We start from the raw sequence: 14,451 nt of genomic DNA on the forward strand, positions 1-14,451 counted from the left end.
GAAATTTCCAAAACATTGTCTTGAAAAAGCGAACGATTAAGAGGGTGAACAAATTACTCAAAGGAGCCCTAAAACTGCTTATCTCCAGCGCTCGAATTCGGCCATACGATCTCCCACATAACGCACCCAGCGCTCTTCAGCTTCCCGAATATTGGAATGATCTGTCTCCTTATCGTAGAGTTGTTGCATGGCCCGTCTGGCCTGCTCTACCTCTTCATACAGATCGGATAGTTCATCCTGGGGATCCAGATCAAAGGCTGTTTCGGACAGTACTTTGCGGAAAATACGGGCATGCAATTCGGAAATATCAAAATGGGTTTGTTCGTGACGCAGAATGTAGTCATTGACCTCATCAGGATTATACCAGGAAGATTGCGGATAGAAATTGCTCTCTACAGAATACTTCAGATCCAGTTGCCCACCTCTGACTCCAATAGAATAAGAAAATGAGATCCCACTGCTGGTACTAGCCACATAAGTACCCCAACTTTGAGGAGTCCCCCTGAAATCCTCCCAGGTCAGTTTCCGCTCCTCACTCCAAAGGATTTTGTCTTCGTCCCCCGTTGGGGTTTGATTAGGAAGAAATAATAAGATGGTGAGTACGAGGAATTTCATTGAGGTTAGAACGGAATATCCCTCATTTTATTGGGGATCCGATCAGATTATCCCCATAGGAACTCGATATCCTTTTGAATCTCCGGATGTAAGCTGTGGTGTACGGGGCAGGTCATTCCGGTTCTCTCCAGAATAGTTCGATCTTTTGGACTGATCCCTGCTGGCATATGCAGGGTCACTTCAATTCGGGCGATCCGTCTGGGATCTGATGCCATGGTCTTGGTTACTTCCGCGGTGGATCCTTTCAGTTCCACTCCCATATCCCTGGCTTTTATACCCATTACAGTGAGCATACAGTTAGCCAATCCGGTTGCGACCGTATCGGTAGGCGAAAACGCTTCACCTAGGCCATGATTATCCAATGGAGCATCGGTCAGGTATTCGTTTCCAGAAGCCAGGTGTTGGCAATTGGTCCTCAGACCTCCCAGATAGGTTACTTTGGAAGTAGGCATTATTTGATGATCTCTAAATTTAGGTCCTGATTGTATTTCAGCAGAAAAAAGGCCTGATTCCGATAGCCTGAGAACATTTTCTTGTTATACTGGAATCTGTTCTCCACATATTCCGTGGCCACATTAGGCCCACTGCCATCATAGATGTCATCTGCCGTTCCCAGGCGCAGTAGAATATCGTAAGTCAGGTCGAAACCACGTACCGCATATCGGTTGGGCAGGACCCCGTATCTATTCTGATAACTGACCAAAAAGGCATTCTTATCTTCAAAATCGTAAGGCTTGCTAACCGCAGGAAAAGTGAAATTGAGATTGGCCAGGTGCATATTGGACACATCGTCAAACTCAAAGACATCTCCTTTATTCAGCGTAAACAGCCTAATGGCATATTCCTCGGTAGGCATGCCGTTGAGCAACCCGATCACATTGCTGACCAGTATAGGATCGGTCGATTCAATAATGACCCAATTCTCCAGTAACTCCTTGGCTAGTTTCTCTTCCAGGTGAACCTGGTATATAAAGCCTTCCTCCTGGGGAGTGATCAGTTGGATTCCAGGCAGCGCGGCTTGTATGGCCGCAACTTGGTTTGCCCGGCTACCATCCGTGATCAGGATCATCTTTTTACCAGCCGATTCTGCTACGATGTAATCCAGCATGGCCTTTTCCATGATTCCCTGATCAGGGAGTGTCTGGAAGGTGTTAGAGGTCAAATCGATTCCCCGATTACTCAGCGGTGAGAACACGGGTGTTCCCTCCGATCTCAGCTCACGGGCTACGTATTCAACATTTCGCTTTAACAGCGGTCCGATCACGGCCTGAGTGCCGTCAAAACTGTTGGAGGACATGATCTGGCTAACTGCATTTACACTTCCCTCTGTATCGTACACATCCATGCGGACAGCTATCCCTTTATCTTTGGCAAAATCGACCGCCATCAGGGCCCCACTGTAGAAATCAAGGGCTACCCTTGCAGCATTGTTTCTGGGATCCTGCATGATCGCGTTTCTCAGTTCTACCGAATCGGTTTCGAACTTCGGAACCTGGAAAGGCAACATCAGGGCCAGCCTCTTGGCATCCCGGTTGTTGATATAAGACTCCAGGTCTGTAGATTCGAACGCCGTAGCAGCACCTTCCTCTTCCTTGGGAATCTTTAAGATCATTCCCTCCTTGAGGCCGTCTGCCGCATATGGATTGAGGGCAACGATCTCTTCCTGGCTAAGCCCCAGCTTGATCTTTAACCGAAAGAACCCCTCTTTGGGCTGGACTTCGTAAAAATCAAATCGATCGTCTTCGATCACAGACTCTTCAGTTACTTTTTCTTCCGGGACAATAAGCTCCATTCCGATAGGAAAATTCTCTGGCATCCCTGGATTCAATGCTTCCAATTCGGCAACGGTTATTCCGTACATCCTGGCTATACCATAGCGTGTTTCCTTGGGCTCGACAAGATGCTTTGCCTGATTAGCCGTATTGGATTCTGATATTTCCGTATTCACCTGGTTTTCAGAAGCCTTGGGAAGGCCGATGGGAATCTGGAGCCTTTCACCCTTTTTCAAAGGTTTGGAATAGAGGTGCTTGTTGTAGCGCTTGAGATCATCTTCCGTGATGTCGTATCTCTGAGCAATGCTGAACAAGGTCTCCTTCTTCTTGACTTTGTGCTTACGGAATCTGACAGGTTGCTGTTCCGGGATCACCAACACCTCACTCAGGCTAACACCAGAGCGCGCTTCGGGATTGAGTTCGTAGATGGAAGCCGTACTTACATTGTATTGCTTAGCAATACTGTAAACGGTTTCACCCGCTTGGACCGTATGACTGCGGTATTGCGCCAGGAGTTTACTTACAAGAAGAAGACTACAGGCCAGTAAGCGTAATGATCGTGTGTTTTTGATTATTCCCATTCGATGGTAGCAGGTGGTTTGGAGCTGATATCGTATACTACTCTATTAACGCCTTTCACCCGATTTATTATATGATTGGAGATCTCCTGCAGGAATTCATGCGGCAGGTCAACCCAATCTGCGGTCATCCCATCCGTACTTTCTACGGCTCTCAGGGCGACGACTCGCTCGTAGGTCCTTTCGTCTCCCATTACACCAACACTCTGAACGGGAAGCAAGATGGCCCCAGCCTGCCAGATATCATCATAAAGATTCCATCGTCTCAAGCCAGAAATGAACACATCGTCCACTTCCTGTAGTATACTCACTTTCTCTTCGGTTATGGTCCCTAATATCCTGATCGCCAGACCGGGACCCGGGAATGGATGACGACCCAATAACTCAGAATCGATGCCCAATTCGTGACCCACTCGTCTTACCTCATCCTTGAACAGCATCCGGAGTGGTTCCACTATTTTCAATTTCATATAGTCCGGTAGTCCTCCAACATTGTGGTGCGACTTGATGGTCACAGAAGGCCCATTAACCGATACACTTTCGATCACATCCGGATAAATGGTCCCTTGACCTAACCACTCTACGTCTTCCAGTAAATGTGCCTCGTCGTCAAAGACTTCGATAAATGTCTTACCGATCGCCTTTCTTTTGAGTTCCGGATCGCTCAGTCCGGAAAGGGCTCTCAAGAAGCGTGCCGAAGCATCAACTCCCTTTACATTCAATCCCATTCCTTTGTACTGCTCCAGTACGCTATCAAATTCGTTCTTCCTAAGCAGTCCGTTGTTTACAAAGATGCAATACAGGTTGTCCCCTATGGCCTTATTGAGTAGTACAGCAGCAACAGTCGAGTCTACACCTCCACTTAATCCAAGGACTACTTTCCCGTCTCCGACCTTGTCTTTCAGGTCCTGAACGGTCTCCTCCACAAAATGAGCCGGAGTCCAATTGCGTTTCAGACCAGCTACGTGAATCAGGAAATTCTCTAATAGGAGTTTGCCGTGTTCTGTATGATAAACTTCCGGGTGAAATTGGATCCCATAGGTCTCTTCTCCACCAATCCGGTAAGCTGCATTCTTGACATCATTGGTACTGGCCAATCGAATTCCCCGCTCCGGCAATTGGGCGATGGTGTCGCTGTGGCTCATCCAGACCTGAGTCTCTTCCGGTATACCTGCAAATAGTACTTCTTCTCCAATGATGGTGGAAAGGTTTGCCCGTCCGTACTCCCGGATATTGGAGGGCTCTACGCTACCTCCGTAAAACTGGGCCAGATACTGGGCTCCATAGCAAACTGCTAACAGAGGAATTTCTCCTTTGATATTTTCCAGCTTGGGATGAGGAGCGTCTTCAGACCGGACAGAAAACGGGCTTCCCGAAAGGATTACAGCCTTAAAACTTTCCAGATCTTCCGGAATATGGTGGTAGGGATGGATCTCACAGTAGATATTTAGCTCACGTACTCTCCTGGCAATCAGTTGAGTGTATTGAGATCCAAAATCGAGAATCAGAACATTGTTTTGCATAGGCAAAAGTAGCTTAAAATTTAATTGGAATCCCAGCGCCGGGATCAAAATTTACAGATCGGATTCAGTCCTCCAGCACCACTATACTGAATTGCTGCAACAAGGGATCTAGATCCGATTTTAATCGGTCCATCAGGGCCTGATCCCACAGCATATAGAATTGAGAGAAATTGACCCCTCTCTCCTGCAAGGACCCTCCGGGAAATAACTCATTCCAAAGTGCCATTAGACGTTGAATGCTATCTGAGAATTTTCTTTTCTGCGCCTTGAGTAGTCTTTTCTCCAATCGGTCCAAACCGTTCAATTGCTTTTTCTCTTGGGCTGCCACAGCCCCTCGAATGAGCGGTCGGTCTGTGTTGCCAATTGGTGAAGAGCTTTGAATTGTTCGACCAAATGTGCCCGTTGTGGTTCAAAATCAATTTTAATTTCCGAATGCTGATGGGTATAATCATTGATCAATTGCTCCCTTCCGGAGAAAAATGAGGCTATAGGGATATCGAAGGATTCGAATTTTTTCCACTGTTTCTCAGTGGCCAAAAGAGCCGAATTACGGAGCATAACCACAGGAAATGGTACCTGGAAAGACTCAAAACAACTTCGAAGTTGCAACCAATAGGCCAATTCTCCTCCTCCACCGATATAACACAGATTGGGCAGAATGACCTCCTGGTATAACGGTCTGAGCAGGGCATTGGGTGAGAACCGTTCAGGGTACTCATCTAATTGGTTAAGCAGCTGCTCTTTGGACCACTGTTGCTGACCATCGGACAACCCAAAACCTTCCTCGTGCTCTACAATACGGACTCGATTGCCTTGCCCCAGGTAAAAAAGATTGATCTCTCTGGGATTGACCTGACGTTTATACCCCAACTCCTCCAATTGTCCAGAAGTATGACCAACCGTCTTATGAGTAGGTTGTTCAAGCAGTTCTTTTTTAAAGTATGGGATCATCCACTTCTTCAAGGCTGCAGAATTACCGTCCACTATAACCAGTCCATAGGCCGAAAACAATTCATTGGCCAGATAGCGGGTAGCAGCGCTCAGATCATTGTGCTTCGTATAAGCATTAACAAAGAGATCCGATAAATACTTTCCGTTGGTAGACTTTCCCAGTTCGGACTCCAACAGTTTGGCAACTCGATCCAAGCCTTGGGTGTCCAGGTCGCCAACTGCTCCTCCGGCCTCGTGCTCCCACTTGAATTTCTTGCCGTGGAGGTTGAAATAGTTGATCTCCTCAAAATCGTGATCCTCACTGGCCATCCAAAACACAGGTACGAAATTCTTGGCAGGATGCTCTTCCTTTAAACGTTCACACAAGTTGATGACGGAAAAGATCTTATACAGAAAATAGAGCGGCCCACTAAACAAATTCAGTTGATGTCCCGTAGTAATGGTAAAGGTATTGGACTCCTTAAGTGCTTTTAGGTTAGCCCTGGTGATGTCGCTAAACTCTAGGCCTTTGTACTGATTTTCCAGTTCGGTAGCCAAAGCCTTTCTGATCGCAGGATCATACTGAGCCTCACGATCCGCAAGCTGATCACTTAGACCCTCGAGGCTTGGAAATCGACCGTAAAACGAATTCAATTCAGGCCTTTGTTGTAAATAATCCAGAATGATGGCAGAAAAGTAACCAGCCTCGGAATAAGGGAGAGTAATGGTGGGCATAAACAACGCGAATGGTAAACAAAAATAACCCAATTGGGCCCGATAAGTTCTAAAGATAAGTTAATTTGATCACAGGCCACAGGAGCTTCCCAATTCCCTCATAAAATTGGCTTAACCAGCCATTCTCTTCAGACTTATTTTAGTAGTTTTAGCCGAATTTATAATAACCAACTATGAGATTAATTCTTACCGGCCTGTTACTGTTTATCGGGCTATTCGCGCAAGCCCAGTTGCAGTCTCCATCAGATTTCCTGGGATACACCATCGGGACCGAATTTTCGAGACATGCAGACGTAGTCCGCTATTTTGAGCATGTGGCGTCCAATAGCGATATGGTCACTTACCACCAATACGGAAAGACCAACGAAAGGCGTCCTTTAACCTATGCCATTGTTTCAACTTCAGCCAACCTGGCCAAGATCGAACAGATCCGGACAGACAACCTAAAAAGTATCGGGTTGGAAAGTGGAAGCGCCCAACCAGATGTTGCCATTGTTTGGTTAAGCTATAATGTACACGGGAACGAAGCTTCGTCTACAGAAGCCTCCATGCAAACCCTCTATGAACTCATCACTCAAAAGAAAGCCTGGTTAGAGAATACCGTAGTGATCATAGATCCGTGTATCAACCCTGATGGTCGGGATCGGTATGCTAATTGGTATAACCAGGTTAAAGCGACACCCTACAACTCTGCTCAAATTGCAACAGAACACAATGAACCCTGGCCAGGTGGTCGCCCTAATCACTATTTGTTCGACCTGAATCGAGATTGGGCGTGGGCCTCGCAGGTTGAGACTCAACAACGGCTGGTGATCTATAACCAGTGGATGCCTCACGTACATGTAGACTTCCATGAGCAAGGGATCAACGAGCCATACTATTTTGCACCTGCAGCAGAACCATATCACGAGATCATATCTCCCTGGCAGCGAGAGTTTCAGACCCAGATCGGGAAGAATCATGCCAAGTACTTCGATGCAGAAGGTTGGTTGTTCTTCACCCGAGAGCGTTTCGACCTGCTCTATCCAAGTTATGGGGACACCTACCCTACCTATATGGGGGCAATTGGAATGACTTACGAGCAGGCCGGACACGGTCGAGCTGGTTTGGGCATTGACACCGACGAGGGCTACGAACTCACCCTGGTAGATCGAGTGGCTCATCACAACACCACAGGATTATCTACCGTGGAGATCTCTTCTCGCAATGCCGCACGTTTGAATGAGGAATTCCGCAACTTCTTTAACGACAACAGCGGGATGAAGTATAAAAGTTATGTGCTGAATGGCCACCCAGATAAGATCGCCGCTCTGGCCGCTCTGTTGGATAGGCACGAAATACGGTACGGGTATGGCTCCGGCGGTTCAGTTAGTGGATTCAGTTATACTGAGAATGGATCGGGCAGCGTTTCGGCTTCCGGGGCATTGATCGTTAGTACCAATCAACCCAAGGGAAAAATGGTCAAGGTTTTGTTCGATCCGGATGCGAAACTTAGCACTCCGCTAACCTATGACATTACTGCCTGGAGTATACCACACGCCTACGGTTTGGAATGTGTGGCCAGCACTTCCCTGGTCTCTGCCAATGGAACAGCTCCAATTGCCAACGTGATCAACCAGGTAGTCATTGGGACACCGGGTTATATACTACCTTGGAATAGCATGCAGGATGCCGCATTCCTCTCGGACCTGCTGGCAAATGATGTGAAGGTCCGGTTTTCTGAGAAAGACCTCAGCTTTGCTGGCAGGCAGTTTAAGAAGGGAAGTTTAGTCATCACAAAGAGTGACAACAGGCAAAACCCGGATTTCGACGCCTTGGTAACCAGCATGGCCAATAAACATGGACGAGCTCTCTTTGCATCACCAACCAGCTTTTCGGACAACGGAACCGATTTTGGTTCTCCGGATATCAAATTGGTACCCAAGAACAGGATCGCCGTTCTGAAAGGAGATGGAACCTCCTCCCTGAGTTATGGGGCCACCTGGCATTATTTTGAGACTCAATTAAATTACCCCATCACTTCCATTGATACTGACGATTTCAGCACCGATGCACTGGCGAACTTTGACATTTTGGTCATGCCCAGCGGGTGGTATGGTCGAATGCTGAATGGGAATAACCTGGATGGGCTAAAATCCTGGATCAGAGATGGCGGAAAGGTCATTGCCATTGGAGGAGCAGCTGGTGCCTTTGAAGGTAAAGATGGCTTCGGAATTGCATCGAATGAGACTAGTGACGATGAAGATGAAGACTCATCTAAACTGTTACCCTATGATCAACGAGAGCAGGATTATGTGAAGAACATGATCACAGGAGCCATTTACCAGGTAAGTGTAGATAATACACACCCCATGGCTTTTGGCTATGACAAGGACTACTTCAGTTTGAAGTTGGGCGGCACTTCCTATAAATTGCTGGACGGTGGATTTAATGTCGGTCATATCGGGGAGGAACCGAATAGCGTTTCTGGATTCTCCGGAGAGAAAGCCAAGGCCGGACTTAAAAATTCCCTTGTCTTCGGAGAACAGCGTATGGGAAGAGGATCAGTGGTTTACCTGGTAGACGATGTACTCTTCCGTTCCTTCTGGGAAAACGGGAAGCTGTTTATGGCAAACAGTATCTTCTTTGTGAACAGTAACGTCTTTAGGCTGTAAACAGAATTAAAATCAAAAAGCCGGGCTCTCAAGCCCGGCTTTTTTTGTTTAGTCCAGTCTTTTGGCGGTCATTTGCTGCCCTCCCTGGTTCAGGGTGACGGCATCCGCCTGGCCGTCATTTCCAACGTCGAATACCAGGTTGGCTTCTACTACCTTTAGAAAGAAGGTATGTTCCTTTTCCGGGAAAATGGGAAAGGTAGGTTGCCCTGTGATCTGAGCCATAAGCTGATCTCCCTCCTGGCTGACCTCCAGGTTCATTCCGGGTTGCATCTGGTAAGTCCCGATATAGTTCTTCAATAATGCAGGATCTATGTCTATGGCCACCTTCTCTTTCTTCTTGGGAATATTTGCCTCGACTCCCTCCGCTTTATCGATTCGGTTGATAAAGGTCACCTTCTTCTTACCCTCCTCCATTCGGAATTGATACCTGGTCGTGCTACCTTCGAATATGAATTCGTTCTCGCTGATTGCCATGATCGGCAATTTTGAACTGCCTCTTCTTTGACTGTATAACTGACCATCTTCCAGGGTAATATCCCGAATAACATCATTTTTGTACTGATAGGTGCCTACCCATCTGTTGAGCTGCTCCTGGTTTAGCTGAACAAAACCTTTGGTTTGATAGGGTTTCCCGATGGCCTCGGCGGCAATTCGAATGGTCACATCCGTAGGAGAATTTCCATTGCTATTGGCAAAAACAGCCACGTATAGATCTTCTTCGGGAATGTGAATGGCGTAGGTCGTATAGCCAAAGATCCCTCCCCCGTGCTCGATAGATGGAACATCAGAAATTTCATTAATAGACCAGCCGTAACCATAGTTAGTCAGACTTCCGTCATTTAGTGCGGTGTTGGTCCAGGCCTTTTTTAACTGGGAAGCCGAAATCAATTTGTTTCCGCTCAATGCCTGTTGCCATTTATACAGGTCTCCTACCGTAGACATAAGCGAGCCAGCTGCATAGGGCAAGGTCATACTCAAGTAGTCGGCATTTCTGAAACCACCTTCTACGGGCTGATAACCATTGGCCCGATTAAGTATGATCTCAGAATGGCTCCCGTAACGAGAATTTTTCATTCCGGCTGGGGCAAAGAGTTTGGTCTCCACGAACGCTTCATAACTCATTCCGCTCACTCGCTCGATGATCTCTCCCAGGATAATGTACCCGGAGTTGTTATAATTCCATTGGGTTCCCGGGTCAAACTCCACAGTTTCGTTCTTAAAGACGTCGATAAGTTCGTTGGGAGTCATATCTGTCCGAGCCTCAGACATAAAACTGGGCATATTGGTATAGCTCTTTATTCCTGAAGTATGATTCAGCAAATGTTGGAGTGTAATAGTCTTCCCTTGTGTTGGATAATCCGGGATGTACTTGGTGATATTATCGGAAACTTTGAGTTTCCCCGCTTGCTCCAGCATCAAAATGGCGACGGCTGTAAATTGTTTGGTTATGGACCCGATCTCGAAGACACTTTCCGGTTTAAGCGGGATCTGGTGTTCCAAATTAGCCAGCCCGAAAGCCGCCGTATAGATCACCTGGCCATCTTTGGCCACTAGCGCCGAGACGCCGGGGCCGTCTGCAGGATATTGCTCCGACAGTATGGCGTCAATCTTTTGATCCAGAGATTGTCCCCAGATCAATTGGGTCAGCATAAGTGCAAATAACAAGAGGAAATGATTCAATTTTGACATGATCGATGATTTAGTTTTTCCTAAGACGAGCAGCACATCATTTTGGTTACATAAAAATGGAATGAATCACTGCTCTTGTTCGAAAAGATATTTTCTCTAATTTTCAACAAATTAATTGGCCCATGCTATCACGTATTCAACCCGTCATTCTCCTAATCTTGATCACTCTATTACATGCCTGTAAGAAGAAGGAAGCAACCAATGATTTGGTTAACGATCAAACGATTCAAACGGAAATAGCAGAAGAACTTGAATCCCAAGATTACCAGGCCATATCTCTTTTGGGGGACACCCTGATCCCGGCAGAACCATCCGAGAAACTATTGAATCAGTTAAAAGAGAAAAGGGAAGCATTCCAGCAAGATCCCATGAACCTAGAAAATATCATTTGGTTTGGACGCTTTACCGCTTACAGTGGTCAGTACCGGGAAGCGATCAATATTTATTCGGAGGGATTGCAACAATTTCCCGATGAATCCAGACTGCTTAGGCACAGGGGCCATCGCTGGATCACCTTGCGTGAATTCGACAAGGCCATCGCGGACCTTGGACGCGCTGCAGAATTGATAAAAGGGAAAGAGAACATGGTCGAACAGGATGGCATGCCCAATGAATTGGGTATACCGGTCAGTAGTATGCATGGAAATATCTATTACCACCTTGGGCTGGCTTATTACCTGAATGGTGAATACGAGCAATCACTTATGGCCTATCAAAAATGCCTGGAGACTTCGCCCAACCCGGACAATGTGGTGTCTGCCACCCATTGGATCTATATGAACCTCCAGCTCCTGGGCCGGCCGGACGAAGCCAATGAAGCCTTGAACAGGATCAGCCCGGATATGAAGATCATAGAGAATCAGGCCTATTTCACCGCCTGTCTTTTCTATCAGGGAGAACTCAAACTACAGGATATCTACGACCCACAGCAAGAAGCTAGTCCTTCTGGTTCTGCCTTACTTTATGGTATCGGTAATTGGTATATGTATAACGGTATGAACCAGGAAGGCAGGCGGATCTTTGAGGAAATGGTTAGCCGGCCGGATTGGGCCTCCTTTGGCCATATTGCCGCCGAGGCCGATCTGGCCCGTCAGAACTTTAATCCTGGAAACGGAGGTCGAATGTAAGCGGTGGTTTGCTTAAGTGCGGCTTTAATTGGTTGCGTACCGACTGATGCAGGCTATCAGAATCGTACTGTGCCAGGGCTTTCTCATCTTTAAAATATACCCGCAGTAATAGGTCGTAATCCAAGGCTCTTTCGTCTCCTACATCCAAGCGGGAAAATACTTCCACCGCTTCTACACCTTCCACTTGCTTCAAGGTCATTAGTTGATCGATCACCTCTTCCTGCATTGAGCTATCGTTGATAGCCAGGTAGACTTGGTGCTCCAATCCGATATCGAGCGGCTTTGGCATGTGTTTACAGCTCACCACTAGGAGCGCAATGGACAGGAATAACAACTTGATCAGTCCTTTGATTCTCGATTCTTTTCTTCTATCCATTTGCTCATGTATCTTGTGCTTTGCAGACTTTGATGCTGCAAAATATCAATAATGAAATGTTTCTTTCTATGAGATGCAATTTCCGCTTCAGTCTTCTCTAGTGTGGCAATGAACAATTCCCTGTAGTGATCGGCATCAAAACGGTCTTCCAGCAAACGTTTGGCCTGATCCGCAGCCTGCTCCCAGGACGGTTTACGGCTATAAAGATCATGTGCTGCTTGGGCGAAGTCGGAGGGAATATCCGCAATACGGCCTGGAAAATTTTTAGCATCGCCTATACCTTCTGCTCCTACGCTAGTCGAAATACTGGGAATACCGTACTCCATCGCATCTAGTAGTTTGACCTTTAACCCGGCACCAAAACGGACCCCACAGAGATTGATCCTGTATTGAGGCATTACTGCAGACAGATTGTCCATCCAACCTTTAAGGTGAAATCCATTATCCGGTTGATGATACTCAGTAAATTTACCGTTGTCGTAAGCCCCATATACATCCAGGCGGGCATCTGGCATCAAACGGCGGATCTGCGGCCAGATTTCGATAGCGAGGTAGCCAATTGCATCCGCATTAGGTGGATGCAACAGATTTCCTATCGTCACAAAGTGCTGACGTTTTTCAAAGGAAGGTAAATTGAGCCGTTGTCCTTCAGACCAAAGTGGCAGATACAATAGCTGACCAACATCCACATTAAACTGTTGCTGTAGCAGCTTCATCTCAAATTCTGAAATGATCAGAGAGATATCCGATCTGAGAATGGCTGCTAATTCCCTTTTGGCGGTATCTGAATAGAGAGCCTCATTTAATGTCAACCCCTCCTGCTCTTTTTGTCGTGCCTTACGCAAGAAATGTAGATCTTCTGTATCCAATACCCGCAGGGCCAGAGGGCAATTCTGGGTTACCCGCCAACCGAACTGTTCTTCGGTCATAAAGCGATCAAAGATGACCACCTGCGGAGCCAATTCGGATATCCAGGAGTCAAAGGACGAATCGTTCAGGAGAATCTCATGTAAGCGTTCCTCCGGAAGCGGATCAGTATAAGCAGTTTTCTGGGCAGTTGAGGCCAGATGCCAATCTGCGCCCGCCCTATCCAGGGTTTGGATCAGTTGCAGCATCCTTCTGCCCGCTCCAGTAGTTCTGGACTCCGGATAAGTATGACCAATAATCAGAACGCGCCTACCCTTCATTTGTCTCAATGAGTTGAAACGGCATTGTGGCTATTCGTATCTCAGTGCCCATCTCCATCAATTCTGTCCAGGCAAAGATCAGTTGTTGTTGGTAAAGGGCCAATTGTGGAAAACCACTGGCCCGTTCCGGACTGGTCTCGGAAATGATCTGATCGACCAGGATACTTCCAAGCCTGTCCACGATCTTTAACCGAATGACCTCCATTTCTCCTTGGGGTTCCATCCAGATTACGGCTGCGGTATTGGCATCCAGGAGCTCAAGATCGACACGCCCTGTTGCCTCGCCTGCATCTAGTCGGACATACGATTGAAAGTTAGCTCCAGAATCTTCAGAAAAACTCAATCTGACCTCTCCCTCACCATTGGCTGCTGTAAACCAAGCCAAGGCTACATCTGAACCAATAGCGTCTAAAGCCGGACCGTTCACCGGACAACCGGGAATCTCCCAATTGTCATCATTGACAATTACTGGAGTAGTCCAACTTCCATTTACTTCCCGGACAACAGATATGTCCCGGATTTCAAACTCGGTTCGGTCCCTGTAGGCGACAATAGGACCTAGGTCAGTCATGGCAACGGCCGTATTACAACAGTCGCACACACGAGGATCAAGTTCGGTGTCTTCTATTAATTCTCCATTTGGCCCGATCTTGGCCCCACGCAGGGTCATGGCTCCACCGCCTCCGTGATCGTGATCATGGGAACCTCCTGTATTGCGGCCATCCAGCCAGGTCAGGAAAAATGAATCCTGCCCTAAGGGTATTATGGAAACAAATCCATGCTCACTCTGGGTGGTGTCTTTATTCACTTTGAGGTTTTCGGTCCAGCCATTGGGGCCATTATGGTTCAATTTGATGTCGTAGGTGAATTTTCCATCGGCAGATCGTTGCAGGTAGGTCCCTACCCTGTACTCATTATTTACGGCTATCTGAGGGAAATCCGCCCAATTGTTGAACCAATCTGTGCCTTGGGCCACTGTGTCGATTTTCTCCCACCGACCTTCAACCCATTTGCCGTGAAATAAGGTCGCCAGGGAGTCATTTTGTTCTACCCAGGACAGCCACAATCCACTTTCAGTGGGGTACAATCGCACCAGAGATGAATTCTTCCCGGAAGGAGGTGCTAAACTTTGTAATGAAAGCTCGGTGTCCGTGGGCACAGAACGGGTAGGAGACTGACAAGATAATAAGAGGGCTAGTATCCCTGAAATGAAAGGAATAGCGTACTTCATAGTGGTCGTTTTGTAGTCCGCCCTCGGAATAGAT

Annotated in this window: 10 protein-coding genes and 1 pseudogene; 2 read left to right on the forward strand and 9 right to left on the reverse strand. The window is 47.2% G+C overall.

Annotation, left to right across the window (positions count from 1 at the left end; all coding sequences use genetic code 11):
• Positions 1 to 78: 78 nt before the first annotated feature.
• The 5 genes and pseudogenes from BST85_RS14330 to bshC form a co-directional block, all read right to left on the reverse strand.
• A complete protein-coding gene (locus BST85_RS14330) occupies positions 79 to 615 on the reverse strand; it encodes a DUF922 domain-containing protein (RefSeq protein ID WP_104812689.1) in 537 nt (178 codons plus the stop codon).
• Positions 616 to 662: 47 nt separating this feature from the next.
• Positions 663 to 1,067, reverse strand: a complete 405-nt coding sequence (locus BST85_RS07550; protein WP_104812690.1) for an OsmC family protein — start codon at positions 1,065 to 1,067, stop codon at positions 663 to 665.
• The gene (locus BST85_RS07555; RefSeq protein WP_104812691.1) at positions 1,067 to 2,968 is read right to left on the reverse strand and encodes a LysM peptidoglycan-binding domain-containing protein; all 1,902 of its coding nucleotides are present in this window, start codon (positions 2,966 to 2,968) and stop codon (positions 1,067 to 1,069) included. Before BST85_RS07555 ends, BST85_RS07550 begins: the two co-directional genes overlap by 1 nt.
• Complete coding sequence (gene guaA, locus BST85_RS07560) at positions 2,959 to 4,488, reverse strand: glutamine-hydrolyzing GMP synthase (protein WP_104812692.1); 1,530 nt, start codon at positions 4,486 to 4,488, stop codon at positions 2,959 to 2,961. Before guaA ends, BST85_RS07555 begins: the two co-directional genes overlap by 10 nt.
• Positions 4,489 to 4,552: 64 nt before the next feature.
• Positions 4,553 to 6,153, reverse strand: a pseudogene (gene bshC, locus BST85_RS07565) (bacillithiol biosynthesis cysteine-adding enzyme BshC).
• Between the two features lie 173 nt (positions 6,154 to 6,326).
• Here bshC and BST85_RS07570 point away from each other — a divergent pair.
• Complete coding sequence (locus BST85_RS07570) at positions 6,327 to 8,807, forward strand: M14 family metallopeptidase (protein WP_104812693.1); 2,481 nt, start codon at positions 6,327 to 6,329, stop codon at positions 8,805 to 8,807.
• Positions 8,808 to 8,855: 48 nt separating this feature from the next.
• Here the strand turns inward: BST85_RS07570 and BST85_RS07575 are convergent, their stop codons facing one another.
• Positions 8,856 to 10,496, reverse strand: a complete 1,641-nt coding sequence (locus tag BST85_RS07575) for a serine hydrolase (protein ID WP_104812694.1) — start codon at positions 10,494 to 10,496, stop codon at positions 8,856 to 8,858.
• A 122-nt stretch (positions 10,497 to 10,618) separates the two neighbouring features.
• Between BST85_RS07575 and BST85_RS07580 the strand changes: the two genes are divergently transcribed.
• The gene (locus BST85_RS07580) at positions 10,619 to 11,623 is read left to right on the forward strand and encodes a tetratricopeptide repeat protein (RefSeq protein ID WP_104812695.1); all 1,005 of its coding nucleotides are present in this window, start codon (positions 10,619 to 10,621) and stop codon (positions 11,621 to 11,623) included.
• On the opposite strand, the gene BST85_RS07585 is transcribed toward BST85_RS07580, so the two are convergent.
• Genes BST85_RS07585 through BST85_RS07595 form a run of 3 tightly spaced genes read right to left on the reverse strand, consistent with a single transcriptional unit; the run spans position 11,595 to position 14,417 of the window.
• Entirely contained in the window at positions 11,595 to 11,912 is a 318-nt protein-coding gene (locus BST85_RS07585; RefSeq protein ID WP_181039985.1) for a Dabb family protein, read from the reverse strand. The two genes, BST85_RS07580 and BST85_RS07585, sit on opposite strands and share 29 nt — an antisense overlap.
• Before the next feature lie 50 nt (positions 11,913 to 11,962).
• Positions 11,963 to 13,186, reverse strand: a complete 1,224-nt coding sequence (locus BST85_RS07590) for a glycosyltransferase (RefSeq protein ID WP_104812697.1) — start codon at positions 13,184 to 13,186, stop codon at positions 11,963 to 11,965.
• On the reverse strand, positions 13,176 to 14,417 hold the full coding sequence (locus tag BST85_RS07595) for a hypothetical protein (RefSeq protein WP_146090680.1): 1,242 nt from the start codon (positions 14,415 to 14,417) through the stop codon (positions 13,176 to 13,178). The genes BST85_RS07590 and BST85_RS07595 overlap by 11 nt, the downstream gene beginning before the upstream one ends.
• Positions 14,418 to 14,451 lie beyond the last annotated feature (34 nt).

This window comes from Aureitalea marina, from assembly GCF_002943755.1.
Taxonomy (GTDB): Bacteria; Bacteroidota; Bacteroidia; order Flavobacteriales; family Flavobacteriaceae; genus Aureitalea; species Aureitalea marina.